This window comes from Acinetobacter sp. Ac8 (assembly GCF_055392545.1).
Window position 1 is genome coordinate 1,612,741 of the sequence record NZ_AP043689.1, and the last position, 20,322, is coordinate 1,633,062.

14 protein-coding genes and 1 pseudogene are annotated in these 20,322 nt (G+C 38.7%); 9 read left to right on the plus strand and 6 right to left on the minus strand.

Annotated features, from left to right (window positions below):
* The first annotated feature begins 44 nt into the window (after positions 1 to 44).
* The 3 genes from ACZ5QH_RS07675 to ACZ5QH_RS07685 all read left to right on the plus strand — a co-directional run bounded on the left by ACZ5QH_RS07675 (position 45) and on the right by ACZ5QH_RS07685 (position 5,836).
* Positions 45 to 689, plus strand: coding sequence for an RluA family pseudouridine synthase (locus ACZ5QH_RS07675; protein WP_303576514.1), 645 nt, complete (start codon positions 45 to 47; stop codon positions 687 to 689).
* 139 nt (positions 690 to 828) lie between these two features.
* Complete coding sequence (rapA, locus tag ACZ5QH_RS07680; RefSeq protein WP_034617785.1) at positions 829 to 3,666, plus strand: RNA polymerase-associated protein RapA; 2,838 nt, start codon at positions 829 to 831, stop codon at positions 3,664 to 3,666.
* A gap of 475 nt (positions 3,667 to 4,141) precedes the next feature.
* Positions 4,142 to 5,836, plus strand: coding sequence for an AMP-binding protein (locus ACZ5QH_RS07685; RefSeq protein ID WP_303576515.1), 1,695 nt, complete (start codon positions 4,142 to 4,144; stop codon positions 5,834 to 5,836).
* 164 nt (positions 5,837 to 6,000) lie between these two features.
* Here the strand turns inward: ACZ5QH_RS07685 and ACZ5QH_RS07690 are convergent, their stop codons facing one another.
* From ACZ5QH_RS07690 to fabR, 3 genes and pseudogenes are all read right to left on the minus strand, one after another.
* Positions 6,001 to 7,017, minus strand: a complete 1,017-nt coding sequence (locus tag ACZ5QH_RS07690) for an AI-2E family transporter (RefSeq protein ID WP_004820310.1) — start codon at positions 7,015 to 7,017, stop codon at positions 6,001 to 6,003.
* A 249-nt stretch (positions 7,018 to 7,266) separates the two neighbouring features.
* The gene (dapB, locus tag ACZ5QH_RS07695) at positions 7,267 to 8,052 is read right to left on the minus strand and encodes a 4-hydroxy-tetrahydrodipicolinate reductase (RefSeq protein WP_303576516.1); all 786 of its coding nucleotides are present in this window, start codon (positions 8,050 to 8,052) and stop codon (positions 7,267 to 7,269) included.
* Between the two features lie 90 nt (positions 8,053 to 8,142).
* Positions 8,143 to 8,839: pseudogene (fabR, locus tag ACZ5QH_RS07700) on the minus strand (HTH-type transcriptional repressor FabR).
* A gap of 142 nt (positions 8,840 to 8,981) precedes the next feature.
* On the opposite strand from fabR, the gene ACZ5QH_RS07705 reads away from it, so the two are divergent.
* From ACZ5QH_RS07705 to ACZ5QH_RS07720, 4 genes are all read left to right on the plus strand, one after another.
* Positions 8,982 to 10,049, plus strand: coding sequence for a ferredoxin reductase (locus ACZ5QH_RS07705; RefSeq protein WP_303576517.1), 1,068 nt, complete (start codon positions 8,982 to 8,984; stop codon positions 10,047 to 10,049).
* Positions 10,050 to 10,061: 12 nt separating this feature from the next.
* Positions 10,062 to 11,156: a fatty acid desaturase family protein gene (locus ACZ5QH_RS07710; protein ID WP_004721703.1), complete on the plus strand. Its 1,095-nt coding sequence runs from the start codon at positions 10,062 to 10,064 to the stop codon at positions 11,154 to 11,156.
* 386 nt (positions 11,157 to 11,542) lie between these two features.
* Positions 11,543 to 12,178 carry an SMI1/KNR4 family protein gene (locus ACZ5QH_RS07715; protein WP_303576518.1) on the plus strand — a complete coding sequence of 212 codons (636 nt, stop codon included), beginning with the start codon at positions 11,543 to 11,545 and terminating at the stop codon, positions 12,176 to 12,178.
* Positions 12,179 to 12,343: 165 nt separating this feature from the next.
* Entirely contained in the window at positions 12,344 to 12,664 is a 321-nt protein-coding gene (locus ACZ5QH_RS07720) for a nucleoside triphosphate pyrophosphohydrolase family protein (RefSeq protein WP_004721698.1), read from the plus strand.
* A gap of 98 nt (positions 12,665 to 12,762) precedes the next feature.
* Here the strand turns inward: ACZ5QH_RS07720 and ACZ5QH_RS07725 are convergent, their stop codons facing one another.
* From ACZ5QH_RS07725 to ACZ5QH_RS07735, 3 genes are all read right to left on the minus strand, one after another.
* Positions 12,763 to 13,533, minus strand: a complete 771-nt coding sequence (locus ACZ5QH_RS07725) for a sulfite exporter TauE/SafE family protein (protein ID WP_004820319.1) — start codon at positions 13,531 to 13,533, stop codon at positions 12,763 to 12,765.
* 141 nt (positions 13,534 to 13,674) lie between these two features.
* Positions 13,675 to 15,882 (minus strand): TonB-dependent receptor family protein, encoded by a 2,208-nt coding sequence (locus ACZ5QH_RS07730; protein ID WP_303576519.1) that lies wholly within the window; start codon positions 15,880 to 15,882, stop codon positions 13,675 to 13,677.
* Positions 15,883 to 16,067: 185 nt separating this feature from the next.
* Positions 16,068 to 16,775: an SIMPL domain-containing protein gene (locus tag ACZ5QH_RS07735; protein WP_004721692.1), complete on the minus strand. Its 708-nt coding sequence runs from the start codon at positions 16,773 to 16,775 to the stop codon at positions 16,068 to 16,070.
* Positions 16,776 to 17,274: 499 nt separating this feature from the next.
* On the opposite strand from ACZ5QH_RS07735, the gene ACZ5QH_RS07740 reads away from it, so the two are divergent.
* Positions 17,275 to 18,648: a diaminobutyrate--2-oxoglutarate transaminase gene (locus tag ACZ5QH_RS07740; protein WP_004721690.1), complete on the plus strand. Its 1,374-nt coding sequence runs from the start codon at positions 17,275 to 17,277 to the stop codon at positions 18,646 to 18,648.
* Positions 18,649 to 18,651: 3 nt separating this feature from the next.
* Entirely contained in the window at positions 18,652 to 20,184 is a 1,533-nt protein-coding gene (locus tag ACZ5QH_RS07745) for a pyridoxal phosphate-dependent decarboxylase family protein (protein ID WP_303576520.1), read from the plus strand.
* Positions 20,185 to 20,322: the final 138 nt, after the last annotated feature.

Here is a 20,322-nt window from a genome sequence, read left to right on the forward strand (position 1 = left end):
TCTTAGAATTGCCTGCTTGTTTGCGTGATCATTGGAACTGAACTTTGAGTAATTTTCTAACCGAACACCTGATCCATCGTGATGATGATTTTATGGTGATCCATAAGCCAGCAGGTATACTCACAGTTCCAGGAAAAACAGCAGATTTACAAGATTGTGCTATCAACAGATTATTAAAAATCGAGCCTAAGACTTTACTCATTCATCGTTTAGACCGCGATACCTCTGGGATTTTGGTATTCGGACTGAGTAAATGGGGACAAAAAAGTATTTCTAGACAGTTTCAAGAACGTCAAACCTCTAAAACCTATCAAGCTGTTGTTGCTGGCACTTTACATGGTGAAGGCACAGTTGATGTTCCTGTGATTTATGATCCAGAACATCCACCCTTACATATTGCTGATCCAGAACATAATAAGCCTGCATTAACACATTGGAAAGCAATCCAACATTTTCAAATTCAAGGACAGGCTGTAACCCGTGTTGAGTTAACTCCAATTACAGGACGGTCACATCAGTTACGCGTGCATATGCAATATTTAGGACATCCTATTATTGGTGATACTTTATATGCAACTGTAGAACAACAGCAGCTTATGCCACGACTTTGTCTACATGCACAACAACTGAGTTTTCATCATCCTAAAACAGAGGAGCTTGTACAATTTGATTGTCCAGTTCCGTTTTAGTTTAGATTTTTAAGTTGAAATTAAGTCGCTCAAAATTTAATGAGCTTTATGTCAAAAAGTATTGCGTAATGGGTATAAACTTTGTTCAAATATTCTCCTGATTTGAGCAACCGTGTTTTAGCCCTAACATGAGATAAAGGTGGAAAAATTGCAACAATTTGCTATAGGTCAACGTTGGTTATCGGACACAGAAACTGAGTTAGGTTTAGGTGTATTGATTGACGTCGATGAACGTTCAATCAGTATTCTTTTTCCAAAAAGTGACGAAACTCGTGTCTATGCACGTAATAATGCCCCATTATCTCGTATTGTTTTTAATATCAATGATGAAGTTCAAGACCAAGAAGGCATCAAGTGGATTGTCGAGTCTTTAGACGATCGCAGTGGTGTGATTCGTTACAATGTTATTCGTACATTGGATAGTGGTGAACAAGAGAAGAAAGCATTAAACGAAACGCGTATTGGCGCACAAATTCAATTGTCAAAGCCTTTAGAGCGTTTATTGGCAAGCCAAATTGACTATAAAGAATGGTATGACTTACGTATTGAAGCGATGCAAATGCAAGCCAATATGCAAACGTCACCATTACGTGGTTTGGTTGGCGCGCGTGTAGGTTTGATTCCACACCAGCTGTATATTGCCCATGAAGTGGGTAAACGATTTGCACCTCGTGTATTACTTGCAGATGAAGTCGGTTTAGGTAAAACAATCGAGGCGGGACTCATCATCCATCAACAACTCAAAACGGGTCGTTCTGAGCGAATTCTGATTCTTGTGCCAGATTCATTACAATATCAATGGATGATTGAAATGCGTCGTCGTTTCAATTTGAATTTCTCATTGTTTGATCTGACTCGTACAGCTTCAATCAAAGAGCATGATCCTGAACTCAATCCATTCCTGACTGAACAATGTATCATTGCTTCAGTAGATTTGATGATTGACCATGATGATTTGCGTGAGCAAGCCATTGAAGCTGGTTTTGATCTGTTAGTGGTCGATGAAGCGCATCATTTGATGTGGAGTGAAGAAGAAGGCGGTAATGACCGTTATGATCTGGTTGAAGAGCTTGCTGAAAAAACTGAAGGTGTGCTGCTTTTAACGGCAACACCTGAACAGTTAGGTGTAGAAAGTCATTTTGCCCGTTTACGTTTACTTGATCCACAACGTTTTAGTTCGCTTGATCGTTTCCTTGATGAAGAAGAGCAATATCATCACACTGCTAAAATTGCTGAAGTGTTGATGTCAGATTTGCCACTTGAAGCGGAACATTTGGCAGCAGTTGAAAAATTATTAGGCCATCCGATTGAAGATCAGCCTGAACATCGTTTCCGCGCAATTCATGAACTTTTAGACCGTCATGGTACAGGTCGTATCTTGTTCCGTAATACCCGTGAAGCAATTCAAGGTTTCCCGGGACGTGATTGCCAACCTGCACCATTGCCAGCACCAGAAAACTGGTCTAAAGATGGAAAATTACGTGAGCAAATGTGGCCAGAAGAACTGCAACTTGATGGCGCATGGATGGAAACAGACCCACGTGTTATGTGGTTGATGGAACGATTACGTTCTGATTTAAAACATAAAAAAGTATTGCTGATCGCACGTAGTGGTCCAGTTGTTGAAGCACTTGAAAATGCTTTACGTATCCACGCGGGTATTCGCACTGCAATGTTCCATGAAGGCATGAGCTTATTGGAACGTGACCAAGCAGCGGCTTATTTTGCTGAAGATTCTTATGGTGCACAGATTTTACTGTGTTCTGAAATTGGTTCAGAAGGGCGTAATTTCCAGTTTGCTTCTGATCTTGTGTTGTTTGATTTGCCAGCAAATCCAGATGTACTTGAACAGCGTATTGGTCGTTTAGACCGTATTGGTCAGGAAAATCGTATTCAGATTCATGTGCCTTATCTTGTCGGTACAGCGCAAGAGCGTATGTTCCGTTGGTACAATGAAGCGCTAAATATTTTCAGTAATATTTCGCCTACAGCACAAACCTTACAAGAAAACTTTATTGTCGATTTAAAAGATTGCTTATTGGATGATAAAGGCCAAGCCTTTGAAGAGCTTCTTGAAGCGGTCAATGTACAGCGTCAAGCGCTTGAAGTTGAATTGCAAGATGGTCGTGACCGTTTATTGGAATACAATTCATGTCGTCCGATCGTGGCACAAGAAATTGTTACTGCGCTTGAAGACTATGATGACAATACTTTGTTGCCAATGTTTATGAAGCGGTTTATGGCATCGACTAACATTGACTTTGATGAGCAAAGCAATGGTACGGTGATTATTAAACCAACCGATCAAATGCAAGTGCAAGGCTTGGATATCGACGAAGAGGGCATGACTGCAACCTTCTATCGTGATCAAGCACAGATCCGTGAAGACGCGCAATATTTAACACTTGAACATCCGTTTACTGAAAGTGTGATGGAAATTATCCGTACTCAATCTTTTGGTAGTACCAATGTTGCGATTCTAAAAACCAATGCACTTAAACAAGGCACGATCTTGTTGGAAGTTTGGTTTAAAGTGGATGTGGTTGCACCTAAGGCATTAAATTTACCTTCAAGTTTGCCGACACAATTGATTCGAGTGTTATTGACTGAAACGGGTCAGGATATTACTGCCAAGCTTGATCCGGAAATTATTAAGCCGTATTTGCATCATTTAGATAGCAATAGCTGTCGTCAAGTGGTGAAAGCACGTCGTGAAGTGATTGAAGAACGCTATGCACAAGCTTTAGATATTGCTAAAGGTGTTTTACCGCAGTTAAAAGAACAAGCTAAAGAAATTTATGGTAGCAAATGGCAATATGAAATTGATCGTTTAAGCTATTTAAAACAATTTAATCCAAGTATTCGTGCAGATGAAATTGAACGTTTACAGAAATTCCAGAAAGAAGGTTTAAGCCTATTGGAAGGTGTTTCTGTAACACCAGAAGCGATTCAGGTATTGGTCGTGGTTAAACCTTAATTTAGCGTAATTTATCTAGATTCTAAAAGCTCCTTCGGGAGCTTTTTTGATGTATATATTATCCAGATTTAAATAGTCAATTATTGGGTCATTTTTATTTATTTGATTTTAAATGTAAAAATTATATCAATTTATAAAAATTAATTCCTAGCATTGAACCATTTATATGACCATGTCTTGTATGGGGGCTATAGACCATTCATCAATTTCACCACATCATAGAAACCCCATGTATCATTGAATGAGATCTACTTTACAACAATAATCAATGAACGATTTACAGGAAGTTTGTTGTATACATTGCAACCGTTTTTATGCTATTTAAATAGTGTACTTTGATCTCGATTTTTTCTTTTAGAGATAAAGTTTACCCACCCATGTAATTTGATCATTCAGTATTGTGTATCCAAATAGACAAGTTCGAAAGCAACGGTCTATAGCCAAGATAAAAACTTAAAATAATGGAAGAAATGATATGGAAAACAAGGATTTTGTTGAGTTTCATGATACCCATGTGCACTATCTACTTCATTGGGAAAAGCAATTACCGCAAAAAGATGTGTTTGTACAACCATTGGCCAATGGCAATGCAGTGCATTACACATGGTCGGAAGTTGCACAACAAGTTCGCAGTATGGCGAGTTATTTACAGTCTTTAAACTTGCCTGAAAAGAGTGCGATTGCAATTTATGGTAAAAATAGTGCGCATTGGCTTATGGCAGATTTAGCGATCTGGATGTCAGGTCATATCTCAGTCCCACTCTACCCAACACTCAATGCGGAAGGTGCAGCTTATGTACTCAACCACAGTGAAGCCAAACTCTTATTTATTGGAAAATTGGACGGTAAAGCGGATAGCTGGAATGAGGTAAAAACAATCATTCCGCAAGATTTAGCTTGCGTGCGTTTGGCATTATCACCTGAATTCGATGCACCGCAATGGAATGATATTGTGCAATCTGTTGCCCCACTAGAAAACCCAATTTTGCCCAATAAAAATGATTTAGCGACCATCGTTTATACGTCTGGTAGTACGGGTGTACCTAAAGGAGTTATGCAAAGTTTTGCGACACTTTTATCGGCTGCTCGTGAGCTCAGATTAACTTATCAAGTGACAACATCTGATCGAGCCTTATCTTATCTACCACTTGCACATGTTGCAGAACGTATTTTTATTCAATCTTCATTGATGGTTTGCGGTTTTACCGTGTATTTTGCAAATTCAATTGAAACCTTTGTTGAAGATTTGAATCGTGCCAAACCTACATTATTCTTTTCGGTACCGCGCTTATGGACCAAGTTCTATTTGGGGGTTAATGAAAAAATACCGCTCCATATACAAAAGGTTTTATTTAAAATACCTGTATTAGGTAAGTTGGTTAAAAAGAAATTACTCACTAAACTCGGGCTAAATCATGTCCGTTATGCATTTACTGCTGCGGCACCGCTACCTACAGATATTATTTTATGGTATCGAAATTTAGGTTTAGAGTTACTTGAAGTCTATGGCATGACTGAAAATTGTGGTTATTCGCATGTGACACGTGTGGGGCAGTTTGCCAGTGGTTATGTGGGGCATGCCCAACCTAAAGTGGAGTGTAAAATTGATGAAAATGGTGAAATTCTGGTAAAAAGCCCAGGAACCATGTTGGGCTATTATAAAAATCCTGAAAAAACTGCAGAAGATATGACCGAAGATGGATTTTTACGTACGGGGGATTTGGGCGAGATCGATGCAGAAGGGCGGTTAAAAATTACGGGTCGAATTAAAGATATTTTTAAAACAAGTAAAGGCAAATACATCATGCCAGTTCCGACTGAGCAAAAAATCGGAAATCAGGCCTTAATTGAATCTGTATGTATAGGTGGTTCAAGCCAACCACAACCAGTTGCCTTTATTATGTTGGCTGAAGATATTCGTAACAGTCTGAAGCAGAACCCGAAGCGAGATGAAATTGAAAACGCCTTAAAAGCATTAAGAGTGAAGATCAATGAAGAACTGGAGCCTCATGCAAAAATCAGCTTTTTTGTCGTAGTCAATGAACCATGGACCATGGAAAATGATTTACTTACCCCAACGATGAAAATTAAACGTAATAAAATTGAAAGTCGCTATGAGCCATTCTTAGACGCTTGGGCACAACAGAAACGAGAAGTGGTCTGGGAATAAAAGTTTTTAACTACATTCGTATTATTAGCAAAAAAGCCTGAATTGTAATGTTGATCAACTCAGGCTTTTTTTAATTTTCTTCTTTTACAAAGTAATACTTCACACCTTTAAAAAGAAGGGTTTCTTGTTGACTCAAACGAACTATGCTTTAAATCATTTCAGCTTTAAATCATTTCGGCTTGTTTAAGTTCTAACTTGAGATAGGCATAGAAAATGGGTGCAACAATTAAACCCGCTAAGCCAAAGAACGACTCAAAGACTAACATTGCCAATAACACTTCCCATGACGCTGCATGGATTTTTGTGCCAATAATTTTGGCATTAATAAAGTATTCCAGTTTATGGATAAAAATCAGATAAAGTAATGCGATACCTGCTGTAGATACTGAAATGGTTAAACCTGCCATAACAATAATGGTATTGGAGAGTAAGTTTCCGACAATTGGAATTAATCCAAAAATAAAAGTCAGGATCACTAAGGTATTGGCAAAAGGTAAATGTATATCAAAAACAGGGAGGATCAGGTGAGAGAAAATCAAAAATAAAAAGGTATTGATTAACGAAATTTTAAACTGAGCAAATACCACATTTTTAAAAGATGAAGAAAGGTTTTCAATACGTGTGATCATGGCACGCTTAAATTCTGGCTGATCCGGCTGTGGGCGCAGTTGGTTTAATGAGACAAGGATCCCCACAATCATACCAATCAACATCGTGGCTAAATTATGTAAAAAGCCTGTTCCGGTACTTTTTAAGGTGGATAAATTATCTTTGATTAAATCAAATGTTTGATCTTTTAATTCAGTGAGTGAATAAGGAATAAATCCTGGAATATATTGTGCCACTTCAAGTTGTAGTTTTTGTAAGGTCTGATCCACTTGGTCACTGATGGCATTGATTCCCGCACCTTGCAAATCGTGTTGAACAAAGCTAATTAACCCTGTGATGCTGAGCACAATCAAAGAAATAATAAAAATGGCAAGAATAATGCTAATGGTCAAGCGCGCTCTTTGACCATCAATATATCTTTCTGTAATGCTACCTAAACTATTGATGATTTCAAAAACAACAAAACCTGCAAAAAATGACGCTAAGAGATGCAAGGGAATCAGTAAAGACAAAAAGATCAGCATGAGTAAGTAACTTGCAATAATACTTTGACGATCATTTAACAGTTTCATGTGAATAGAGCTCAATTATACAATTGATGTATAGGGGAATATAAAAATACCAAGTTAGATTTATATCACTCTAACTCGCGGCGAGATAGCTATTTTTAAATACAAAGCTTAATTCAATGTGAAAATATTTGGCCTGAATACTGGGTGAAAAGTCTTTAAAAAACGTTATAGAAAGATAAAAGATCACTATCGTGGGATTGATCAGAAAAATTTTACTGCTGCGTACATTGAGCAGTACATAGAGCGCTATTAAAGCGAGTGATTCAAATGAATCACGTCATGCATGTTATATAAGCCAGCGGGTTGAGACATACACCACATTGCGGCACGAATTGCACCAGTCGCAAAGTTCATCCGATTGCTTGCAATATGTTTGATTTCGACCTGTTCCCCATGACCATAAAATATTGTGTTATGTTCACCAACAATGTCACCACCACGTATAGCTTGTAAACCGATCTGTTGGGGTGTTCGCTCAGCAACCTGAGCATGGCGTTGATAGACCGCTAAATCGCTGAGCAATTGTGCTCTGACTTGAGTAATCGCTTCTGCGTACATCAATGCAGTACCTGATGGCGCATCTATTTTTTGTCGATGGTGTGCTTCGATGATTTCAGCTTCAAATCCTGTACCTAATAATTGGGCAGCAACTCGAACCAGATCAATACTAAGATTGACGCCAATGGAATAATTGCCTGAATGCACGATAGCAATAGCTTGTGCGGCTTGAGCAATGTGTTGATTTAATTGCTCAGATAAACCAGTGATACCAATAATCATCGGTTTTTTAGCGTGCTGACAAATTTTTAAATGTTGCGATAATGCTTCTGCTGTAGTGAAATCAATCACCACATCACAATGCTGAATGACGTCTTCCAAACGATCTGAAATAAGCACATTTAATGGTGCTAGATTGAGATACTGTCCTAGTTCATGACCAATCGCGGCACTTGCAATCCTTGCTGTAGCAACAGTGATGTTTAGTCCCGCATTGAGACAGGCCTGAACCAGCATTTGTCCCATGCGGCCAGTCACACCCAGTATGCCTACACGAATATTTTTGTTGATTGTGACTGATCATAGGGTCTTGATACTTGTATTTAATAGGCTATGAAAGAATAGCTATTATTTAATTTGCGCTTCGTCTAAATGACGCGAACCTTCGAGTAACATACGAATCATCACCATGGTTTGTTCAGCGACTTCTTTACGTTCAGCAATCGGCAAATCAATCACCTTGGCACCCATATTAAATACCAGCTGAGTAATGGCTTTGGCGACTAAATCAGGATGGGTTAATTTACTGTGATTGATGCGTTCTATTCGAATCAAATCTTCTTGGAGTTCTTGTTGGAAATAATTAAGTTGTTTGTCTACAGCAAGTTTATATTGCTTTGATCCTGTATAACCTTCACGCAGTAGTAAACTGAGATTACCTTCATCGGCATCTAGTTGTTCAATAAATACTTCAACTGAACTGCGAATAATACTGCTTTGTCTAATTGCCTTGATTCGAGCTTCATGCAAAATTTGACGGAGCACCACGCCTGAACGATCAATCAGTTCAATCGCCAACTCATCAATATCTTTAAAGTGACGATAAAAACTATTTGGCGCAATCCCAGCTTCACGAGCAACTTCTCTTAAACTTAAAGAGGAAATACTTTTTCTGCGGTCCAATCAGATTTAAGGCGGCTTGGAATAATTCTTCTTTGGTAATTGTCGCTTTGCGTCCAACAGTACGTACAGAAACTTTTTCAAGCTCATGAATTTGATCTTGAAGGGTAGCTGGGTTCTGAGGTAATACGGACGTTGGATTCATAAAGTATCAAATAGTTAAAATATTTTTTTCATTATAGCCTTTGTCATTACATAAATGAAATGTCTAGATACAATACACGCGTATATACAAATATATATACATGTGTATAATAATTAAAAATCACTCAGATGGTGAGCCTAGTATGCACGCTATTGAAAAGCAAAAATCTCCCGTAAACGCTATATTTGATATGGTGTTAGGTACTCATACGACTAATTTTTGGCTACAGAAAATTAATCCATTGTGGTCAGTTCAACAAGCTTTGGGGAAAATTGTTGAAAAAGAACAATCCGCCGCAGATACGATCAGCTTAACCATCAAAATTAACCGTTTGTTTAAAATGGGGTTAGCCGGGCAGCATCATCCAATCACTGTCGAAATCAATGGTCGTCGTTATGAACGTACCTATAGTCTGACTCAATTAGATACGCAACATGTATTACTCACGGCAAAAAAAGTAGAAAAAGGCATTGTGAGTAACTGGTTGTTTGAACATGCCCAAGTGGGTGAGGTGATTGAATTTGGTCGACCTTATGGTGATATGTTATTGCCTCAAGTTGTCAGTCCATTGATTCTGGTCGCTGCGGGCAGTGGTATTACGCCGATGTATAGCTTGATTCAAGCATTGGCAGCGAACCAGCAGCTTGATCGTCAGCCAGTACATTTAATGTATTGGGTTAAAAAAAATGCAGACGTTGCCTTTAAACAACAGTTTGAGCAATTAGCCCAACAGTATCCCGATTTTAAATTTGATGTGTTCTATACCCAAGAAATACCTGCGGATGCACGTTTAAATAATGAATATTTACATATCATTAAAAATCTTGAGCAAAGCACAGTGTATGTATGTGGTCCTTCAGGTTTTGTAGCAACAGCTGAGCAATTATTTGAACAGGCCAAAGTACTCAAGAGCGAAGCATTTAGCCTAAGCCCCGTGATTTCTGATGACACTGGTTTTATCAATGTCACATTAACCAAATCCAATAAAGTGGTTGCAATCCCTAAAGGTCAAGCCATTTTAGTCGGCTTAGAACAACAAAATATCAAACCAGAACATGGTTGTAGAATGGGTATCTGCAATAAATGCGCGTGTAATAAAGCACAGGGTGCCACAAAAAACTTAGTTAATGGTCAAGAAAATTTTGAACCGAATAATTTACTGAGAATTTGTGTGAATACTGCCAAAACTGATTTAGTTATTGATCTTTAAGCGAGTTTTATCATGAATATGCCAGTTAAAATTCAATATTTTAAAAACACCAAAAACCGTGAACTGACCCAGACTGAGCTGGATGCTTTAGCGCGCGAGCTGGATGCAATTAAGCAAGAAGTCTTAGATGATATTGGTGAAAAAGATGCCAAATATATCAAAAAAGTATATGCCGCTATTCGTTATAGCAGTATTTTAGGCCGAGCATGCTTATTTGCGGGTTGGTTCCCACCAGCATGGTTACTTGGTACTGGTTTACTGAGCTTTGCGAAGATCATGGAAAACATGGAACTCGGTCATAATGTCATGCACGGACAATATGATTGGATGAATGATCCACGCTTTAAAGGTACAACTTACGAATGGGATATTGTTGGAACCTCTGACAACTGGCGCCAGACCCATAATTATAAGCATCATACCTATACCAATATCAAAGGGATGGATGATGATATTGGCTATGGTTTATTGCGTTTATTCCCTGAACAACGTTGGAAACCGGGTTTTTTATTGCAACCTTTATATGCAATTCCGTTCTGTCTATTGTTCCAATGGGGCGTTGCGATTCAAAACCTTGAAATTGGTAAATTGGTTTATAAACGTAAAACGTGGGCGCAGTTTAAAGAAGAGTGGAAGCCAACTCAGAAGAAAATTGGTAAACAGTTTTTTAAAGATTATCTTTTCTTTCCCGTGATTGCTGGTCCAGCGGCTTTACCTGTATTTACAGGTAATTTAGTTGCTAATGGTATCCGTAATATTTGGACATTTAGTATCATTTTCTGTGGTCACTTTACCAAAGATGTCGAAGTGTTCCCTAAAACTGTTTTACAGGATGAAAGTCGTGGACATTGGTATATGCGCCAGATTCGCGGTTCTTCGAATTTAACTGGTTCAGAAGCATTTCATATTTTGACAGGTCATTTGAGCCATCAAATCGAGCATCATTTATTCCCTGAAGTACCTGCTCGTCGCTATCGTAAAATGGCGCCTAAAGTTGAAGCGGTATGTAAAAAGTATGGTTTAAACTACAACAATGCAAGTTTGTTTAAGCAATATGGTCAAGTCCTTGGACGTATTGTGAAATATGCATTTCCATTTAAAAAATAGTTGATTTGCTAAAGCTAAAGCCACTTTTAAGTGGCTTTTTTATTGTCAATGATTGGGTTTTTCAGTAAAGTTTATTTGACTGTTATAAGGGTTTGTTGACAATTCGTCTACGTTTGCGACTGCGAGTGTTTTTTAGGCGATACTAGGCGCGGAGTATGAAATTTAGTCATTCTAAATGATGAGAAACAACGTTTCGCAAGGTAACTCGTAACGGCAAAAAACACGCTAGTCCCGAAGGGTTGTGGCTAAAATTATCTCAGCCTGTGTTATGAAACTCGAAAATAGTCTCGCTATTCTCTTCGCTTCATGCCTTGCCTGCTCAATTTTAGCCTACAACGCAAGCCATTTATAAAATGTCAACAGACCCTAAGATAAATGAGAAGAGCATGATTCAAAAAAAATTAGAAAATATACAGAATTGGTTAGTGCAACATACTGCAAAGATCGCAAATCAATCACTCAATCTTGCGGCAAGTATTTCAGATATAGAACAATTTGAACAAAGGCTTTCTAAACATTTACCTGATGATTTTAAACAGTTGTACTGTTGGCATAATGGGATGAATGAAGAGGAAAATTTAGGCAGTTTATTTTATGGTATGGAATTTTTATCGCTGACCAATATTGAAAATAAACGTGCTGATCTTGCGGATCTCGTTGATGAATTGTTTGTACTTCAACATGCTGACCCACAAATCAATCCAACCAATGCCCACCATCGGGATTGGGTCCAGTTTGCGCACGATGGTGGGCGCACAGGTTTGTATGTGGATTTAGCACCCACCGCCGTTGGTCAAATTGGCCAAGTGATCTTTATTGATCATGAATATGATGTTGGTATTTTGGTCGCTAACTCGATTACCGATTTGCTTCAACAATTTTCAGATGATTTAGACAATGACTTATATCAGTTGAATGAAGATGCTTTAGAAGATGAAAATGAATTTTTAGAAAGTGATGCAGCTATTGATCTGGTCAATTGGCATATGAGTGAACGCTGGGCGCGCCCTGATTTTACTTAGCTTTTTTGAGAAAAATCATTTTATAAAATTATGTTTGAACGCTTCACTCATAAAAAGTGTATCAATAGCGATTATTGCTAGACACTCAATTTTGAACACATTACATTTCTAATCGAATCAATTTTACAAAATCAAGTAAGCTCTAATTTTTAAACGAGCAAAATGATGGATCATAAAATAACGGTTGATGAGGTTGTAGCACGTTCAGTAAAAATCAGAGAACGTTATCATGAGCTAGAGCGAATAAATCATCACGCTGAATGGACAGTGCAAGAGGATGCGTTGGCATTTTTATCTGATGCTGGATTGGTTGGGAGATTAGTCATGGCGCAGACGGGGAAGTGGCTACACAAAGGCGATGCTCAACAAGAGTTGCAGCATAAGTTAGGTGAATGTGTTTGGTGGTTAGCCATTATTGCCAATGAATTAGATATGGATTTAACTGAAGCCACACAATACTTTTTAGATAAAGCTGAAAAGATTTAAATTTTTGGAAAAACTTCCATAGGAAGTTTTTTATAATCTTAGTTTAGAAGCCCGCATTTTGGTGGGCTTCATTCAATTTTTATATTTAGTATGAATGACTAACCGATAAATAAGTCATAGCCCATTCGGCCAATTAAAAATACCAGTAAAATTAAAAAGAAAATACGAATAAAACCACTTCCATATTTAAATGCTAAAGCTGTACCCGCAAGTGAGCCTAAAACATTGCAAACTGCTAAAATGATGCCAGCCATCCATAAAATATGCCCAGAAGGGATAAAGAAAAACATGGCAGCAATATTGGTGGCGACATTGACCAATTTGGCAGATGCAGAAGCATTTAAAAAATCAAAAGCAAATACTTTCACAAACAGAAAGAGTAAAAAACTGCCTGTCCCAGGGCCAAAAATTCCATCATAAAATCCAATTAAGGCGCCAAAAAATAAACCTAACGCAATTTCTTTCTTACCCGTCTGTAACACAGTATGGACTTTACCTAAGTCTTTTTTGGCAAAGGTGTAGATCGCAATCAAGATCAGTAAAAAGAATACGATATAACGCATCAACTCTTTAGGTATCAACGAAACTGACATTGCACCTAAAAAAGAAAATATAAATGCTGCCAACATTGTGGGTAATATAAGTTTCCAATTGATCGTAACTTTCTTAAAGTAAGCAAATGCAGAAGATACAGTGCCTGCCATGGCAATGATTTTATTGGTTCCAAAAACTGTGGCGAGACTTTGATTGGGAAAGGCATGCATCAGTGCTGGGAGTAGAACTAATCCACCTCCACCCACCGCAGCATCAATTAAACCCGCACAAAAAGCGAAGAAGCCTAAACTCAGAAGTATTGTCTCGTATTCCATTACAGATTGTTCTAACTGCTATTTTAAGAGAATAATCATAGAATATATTCAAATAAAAGTAATTAAAAAGCGCTAATCTCAATCTATGAGATTAGCGCTTTAGTTTTAAATGCTTTGTTAAGCTACAAGTTTTTCAAAAAATTAGAAATCAACAGAAGTTTGTAGATAGAAAGTACGTGGCTGTCCTACGTATTTACCACCTGTAGAGTCAGATGAGCGAGTAAAGTATTCTTGATCAAATAGGTTTTTAATCCCACCTGCAACTTTTAAACCGTAAAAATCTTGTCCAAAATCATAACCAGTACGTACCGCAAAAGTTGAATAACCCGGGATATCACCAGTACGACCATCTGCCGTTTCAACGGTTTGGTAAACATTGCCTGAACCCGGCGCATGTTGTTTAGATTGAGCAAACATATCTGCATTGACAGACCATTTGTCAAAGCTATAACCAAGGCCTAAATTTCCAACATGTCGTGAATAATACGGTAAGTCCTTACCAGCAAATTTACCTGCTTCAGACTCAGCCTTTGTAAATGTATAATTACTATAGACTTTTAAGCCTTGAAGTGAGTCATAGAGGTTGCCAAAGTCATAACTTAGACCGAGTTCTATGCCTTTATGAGTCGTTGCGCCTAAATTGGTCCAGATGCCTGTACCAATAACGTCTGTACGCTCTAGAGATAGCTCTTTATCAAAGTCTAAATAGAACACTGTAAATTCAGCATTTAAACCATTGCCGAGGTATTTTGTACCGATTTCATAGTTGTTGGATTTTTCAGGATGTAAACCATCTAAAGTGGTAACAGCACTGATTCCTTCAACTTTAGCTAATTGGTTATATTGCTGAGGACCAAAAGAAACCGCCGCATTGGCAAAGACATTCCATTGCTCATTGAAATTGTATTGCACTGCAAGGCTTGGTAAAAACTCATCAGAATTTATTTTTGGATGTACCGTATTGATGAATTTACCATTTTGGTAGGCGGTATAATCATTATGGGTTTTAATAGACTCAAAACGTACACCCGGAGTAATGGTTAGTGCACCTAGACCAAAACGGTTATCAATATACACGGCATGCGCTTTGGTTCCACCTTCACTAGTGGTGTTAGCAAGACGTTCACCCGGTGTGCCTGTTGCAGTATTATATGGCGCTGTACGACCCGAAAACTCTGAACTATCTTCTTGTAAGTATCGATAACCGACAGTGACTTCATTATTCATATTACCCAAAGTGTAGGCACGTGAATAACGTGGTTCAATGCCAAAATATTTATAATCACGCGGTGAGTTGCTGATAATGCTATTGGCTTTATTACTTTTATCTGGCGATTCTAGATCACTGGTACGGAATGAGTCGACATAATAACCAAGGATTTCAAAGTTATTGAGTTCATCTTTATGGCTGTATTTAACAGAAACATCTGAACGACGGCCAGCAAAATAGTTACGGTATTGGTTTGACTGGTATGGGTTTTTGGCATAATCCGCAGTCGTTAAGCCTTCTGGCATTTCGCCACGACCTTCATAATGATGCAAATTAAGTGCAATCGAATCTGCATCTGTAAACTGATATGACGACTTTAACATGACGTCATCAATATCTATGTCGTTATTGGCTTCACGATAGCCATTTCCTTTGGTTCCTGAATAAAGTAGCGCAAGACCTAAACCATTATCCATAGTACCGCCGATAAAGAGGTTTGGACTGTACTTGAGTTGGTCGGTACCTGTGGCGAATTCTGTGGTTAAACCAACAGAGCCTGATAGTTTTTCAGGGATTGCTCGAGTATTAAAGTTGATGATTCCCCCCACGTTTTGAGGCCCAAAGCGGACTGAACCTGCGCCACGAACAACGTCTACAGATTCAATATTGCCCATTGAAACAGGTGCCATAGACAATTGTGGTTGACCATAAGGCGCGAAGGATAATGGAACACCATCCATCAACACAGTGGAGCGCGGTGAGAGGCGAGAGGTTAAGCCACGTACACCCAGATTGAGTGAAACATCACTTCCACCTGTGCCATTGCTGTCCTGAACCTGAACCCCTGGCACTTGTTTTAGCGCATCACGGATAGAGGTCACCGCAGATTCGTCCATTTTTTTACGATCGATAATGGTACGTGCACCTGCATGCTTGTGAACTTTTTCAGCATTGGCTGCTTCAAGCCAGTTTCCTTCAGCTTGTACGGTGATTGTTTTAAGTGTTTGTGTTGAAGTTTCTTGATTGTCTTCGGCAAAAGCAGCATTGGATATAAAGCTAAGTGAAACAGCAATTGCAAGGCTGAGATGTGAGGGTTTAAACAGGGCGAAGTCAGGTGTTCTATGGCTTGAAATTTTCATAAAGAGATAGGCATTTGAAATTGTGCGTATCTTAATCTCTTCAAGCATATTTTTAAATCAGGATGATTATCATTTAAAACTATTGTTTAATTCAAATTAATAGATTTTTTAATCAAATATTTACTTTTTTATATTGCAATAGCAAAAAACCGTGCATAAGCACGGTCTTTATACTCATCAAAAAATTATTTAAACTGGATCGAACCATTGGCATTGACCGTGATTTTTGATTCACCAGCGGCCATGTTCTGACCACCGACTGCATCGGCAGCTTCGAACTTAGCCATAGATGCACGCGCTGCATATACTGGTTGCGGATAAGAGTTGCTGGTATTGATGTTGATATTGACCAAGTTATAAGATGATTTATTCCATGCTTGCGTTAAAATTTGCGCACGTTGTTGGAAGTTCTTAGAAGCCTCAACCATCAATTCATTTTCAACTTTTTTACGTTGTTCATCAGACACTGTGAAATTAATCGATTGTGTTTGGAAGCTGGTTTGCAACTCGTTGATTAACTGGCTTGCCGCTTTAAAATCTTTACTTTCGATTTGAATTTCTGCACGACCACGCCATTCTTTCAATTTTTGGTTGTCATTGTCATAAACAGGATAAGTGGTTTGTGAACCTGTTTCGACTTTAACTTGTGGATACTTTTTCGAAATGCTAATGGCTTGATTCATTAACTGGGTAATTTGAGAAGATAACTCAGCAGGTTGCTTGTTGTTTTTCTCAATAAAAAGTACAGCATGCATTTCATCATTAGACACTTGACGTGTCGCATCTGCTTGAACATTGACAATATTGTAGTTTAACGGGTCATTTTCTGCTGCCATCGTCATTGTGCTCAGTGTGGTTCCCAAGAGTAAAGTAGTTAAAGCTAAATAACGCATAATGAATCCTTAAAATTGTTTGACTAAATTTTATGGCCGAAAGATATATTGTATAAATTGAATCTGTTTTTAATCATAAATCTGGTTTGCGGAAAACTATGGCAGATTTTGTGGTGCATTTGTAATAATTTGCATATGAATTGCAATTTTATTTTGAGTAAAATATTTTAAAAATTAAAAGCTTATCGAGATTGGTTGTGATAAAAAGTGATCAGAATGGTTAAGATTTATAAAGTGATTTTAATTATCGGCTTTTCTTTGCTTTGTCACATAGTATGATGATAATAACAAATTAGATTTAGCTAAATGTTTTTTTCGATAAATGGAGTGTGGATAAGTACATAAAAGATATTTATTTTCTTGTAAAAAACTGTATTATCGCGCTCCTAGTTATGAAGATTAAAAGCACTCTAACTAGATTTCTATAAAGCACCGAGTCAAAGGACCACAAGTCACCCGACTTATTTCTTTCAACCCATATCAGAGATGGTAATTCGATATGAGCGTTACTTCTGTAAATCCTGCTGCCACTTCCACAAACGAATACTACTTGACTCGCCAAAGTCAGATGGAATCGAATGTTCGTAGTTATCCACGTAAATTACCGTTAGCGATAGCGGAAGCACATGGTTGTTGGGTTACCGATGTTGAAGGTACAAAGTACCTCGATTGTTTAGCTGGGGCAGGAACATTGGCATTAGGCCATAACCATCCTGCGGTGATTAAAAGTATTCAAGACACTTTAGCGAGTGGTCTCCCTTTACATACTTTAGATTTAACAACGCCTTTAAAAGATGCTTTCACTGAAGCACTGCTTGCACAACTTCCGGGTGGGCAAGAAGAGTATTGCTTACAGTTCTGTGGCCCATCTGGTGCAGATGGTACAGAAGCAGCGATTAAATTGGCGAAAACCTATACAGGTCGCAATACAGTTATCAGTTTCTCTGGCGGTTACCATGGGATGACTCATGGCGCGTTAGCGATGACAGGTAACTTATCTGCTAAAAATGCGGTAAATGGCTTAATGCCAGGCGTACAATTTATGCCATACCCGCATGAATACCGTTGCCCGTTGGGTGTTGGCGGTGAAGCAGGTGTTGATGCCTTAACTTATTATTTCGAAAACTTCATTGAAGATGTCGAAAGCGGTGTAACTAAGCCTGCAGCTGTGATTCTTGAAGCAATTCAAGGTGAAGGCGGTGTGGTTACAGCACCTGCGAAATGGTTGCAAAAAATCCGTGAAGTGACTGAGCGTCATAACATTGTGTTGATTTTGGACGAAGTTCAAGCGGGCTTTGCACGTTCAGGCAAAATGTTTGCTTTTGAACATGCTGGTATTGAACCTGATGTTGTGGTGATGTCAAAAGCAGTGGGTGGTAGCTTACCATTGGCTGTTTTGGGTATTAAACGTAAGTTTGATGCTTGGCAACCTGCAGGTCACACAGGTACTTTCCGTGGTAACCAACTTGCAATGGGTACTGGTCTTGCAACGATCAATACCATTAAAGAGCAAAACCTTGCACAAAATGCGCAACAACGTGGTGATTTCTTACAAGCTGAATTGAAAAAATTAGCGCAAGAATTCCCATGTATTGGTAATGTTCGTGGTCGCGGTTTAATGATCGGTATCGAAATTGTGGATGAGCGTAAGCAAGCGGATCATATGGGTTCTCTTCCTGCGGATTCACAATTGGCTGCTGCAATTCAAACGGCATGTTTTAACAATAAATTATTGTTAGAAAAAGGCGGCCGTAGCGGTACGGTGATCCGTTTACTTTGCCCATTGATCATTACTCAAGAAGAATGTGAAGAAGCTATTGCGCGCTTTAAGAAAGCGGTTGCAGAGGCTCTTATTGCAGTTCGAGGCGCTTAATTCATGGTAGATTTTGCAGAACATCGTAAAGCGTTACTCTGCAATGATGCTCAATCTATTGCTGACTATGAGTCAGCAATGGGTGAGGCGACTAAAGCGGTCGCAGCATGGTTGCAAAATGACAAAATGTATACAGGTGGGAGCATTAAAGAACTTCGTGAAGCGATTTCTTTTGCACCGTCTAAACAAGGTCTAGGTTTACACCAATCGCTTGAGCGTATGGTTGAGCTTTTTCTGAACAAAAGTTTAAAAGTACATCATCCGCACTCTTTAGCACATTTGCATTGCCCAACCATGGTGACAAGTCAAATTGCTGAAGTCTTGATTAATGCGACCAACCAATCAATGGACTCATGGGATCAAAGCCCAGCAGGTTCTTTGATGGAAGTTCAATTGATCGATTGGTTACGTCAAAAAGTAGGTTATGGTGCAGGTCAGGCAGGTGTATTCACTTCTGGCGGTACTCAATCTAACTTAATGGGCGTATTGTTAGCGCGTGACTGGTGTATTGCCAAGAACTGGAAAGACGAAAATGGTCTGCCTTGGTCTGTGCAGCGTGATGGTGTTCCAAGTGACGCCATGCGTAATGTCAAAGTGATCTGTTCTGAAAATGCACATTTTTCTGTGCAAAAGAACATGGCGATGATGGGCATGGGCTTCCAATCTGTGGTGACTGTTCCAGTCAATGAAAATGCACAGATGGATGTTGATGCGCTCGAAAAAACCATGGCGCATTTACAGACTGAAGGCAAAATTGTTGCTTGTGTCGTTGCGACTGCCGGGACAACCGATGCAGGCGCGATTGATCCATTAAAGAAAGTGCGTGAAATCACCAATAAATATGGCGCGTGGATGCATATCGACGCAGCATGGGGTGGTGCACTGATTTTATCGAATGACTACCGTTCAATGCTTGATGGTATTGAATTGTCTGATTCGATTACATTGGATTTCCATAAGCATTATTTCCAAAGTATTTCATGTGGTGCGTTCTTGTTGAAAGATGAAGCGAACTATCGTTTTATGCATTATGAAGCTGAATATTTAAATTCTGCTTATGATGAAGAACATGGTGTACCGAACCTAGTGTCTAAATCTCTACAAACTACACGCCGTTTTGATGCGTTGAAATTGTGGATGACGATTGAAAACCTAGGTGAAGAGCTTTATGGTTCAATGATTGACCATGGCGTTAAGCTAACTCGTGAAGTGGCAGATTACATCAATGCTACTGCTGGTTTGGAAATGCTGGTTGATCCACAATTTGCATCGGTATTATTCCGTGTAATACCTGACAATTATCCAGTTGAATTACTTGATACTTTGAATCAAAACGTTGCAGATGAATTATTTGCGCGCGGTGAAGCCAATATTGGTGTGACTAAAGTTGGACAGGTTCAATCTTTGAAAATGACGACTTTAAGTCCAGTTGCAACTTTAGAAAACGTGAAGAATCTTCTTGCCTTGGTATTAGAAGAAGCTGATCGTATTAAAGATGCGATTGCTGATGGTACCTATACGCCTGCAATTGACTAGATTGATATCCAGTTGATTGACGTTTGAAATAGATTAATTTTATTTCAAAAAACGCCCGATGAATTTCATTGGGCGTTTTTTATTTAAGGCTGTTTTGATCTAAAATATAATCAATGATCAAATGCTTGGTCATAAAAA

Coding starts and splice junctions, on each gene's coding strand:
- ACZ5QH_RS07715 (WP_303576518.1), top strand. CDS start 11,543: ATGATTCAAAAAAAATTAGAAAATATACAGAATTGGTTAGTGCAACAT.
- ACZ5QH_RS07725 (WP_004820319.1), bottom strand. CDS start 13,533: ATGGAATACGAGACAATACTTCTGAGTTTAGGCTTCTTCGCTTTTTGT.
- ACZ5QH_RS07730 (WP_303576519.1), bottom strand. CDS start 15,882: ATGAAAATTTCAAGCCATAGAACACCTGACTTCGCCCTGTTTAAACCC.
- ACZ5QH_RS07710 (WP_004721703.1), top strand. CDS start 10,062: ATGAATATGCCAGTTAAAATTCAATATTTTAAAAACACCAAAAACCGT.
- ACZ5QH_RS07735 (WP_004721692.1), bottom strand. CDS start 16,775: ATGCGTTATTTAGCTTTAACTACTTTACTCTTGGGAACCACACTGAGC.
- ACZ5QH_RS07685 (WP_303576515.1), top strand. CDS start 4,142: ATGGAAAACAAGGATTTTGTTGAGTTTCATGATACCCATGTGCACTAT.
- ACZ5QH_RS07740 (WP_004721690.1), top strand. CDS start 17,275: ATGAGCGTTACTTCTGTAAATCCTGCTGCCACTTCCACAAACGAATAC.
- ACZ5QH_RS07690 (WP_004820310.1), bottom strand. CDS start 7,017: ATGAAACTGTTAAATGATCGTCAAAGTATTATTGCAAGTTACTTACTC.
- ACZ5QH_RS07705 (WP_303576517.1), top strand. CDS start 8,982: ATGCACGCTATTGAAAAGCAAAAATCTCCCGTAAACGCTATATTTGAT.
- ACZ5QH_RS07745 (WP_303576520.1), top strand. CDS start 18,652: ATGGTAGATTTTGCAGAACATCGTAAAGCGTTACTCTGCAATGATGCT.
- ACZ5QH_RS07720 (WP_004721698.1), top strand. CDS start 12,344: ATGGATCATAAAATAACGGTTGATGAGGTTGTAGCACGTTCAGTAAAA.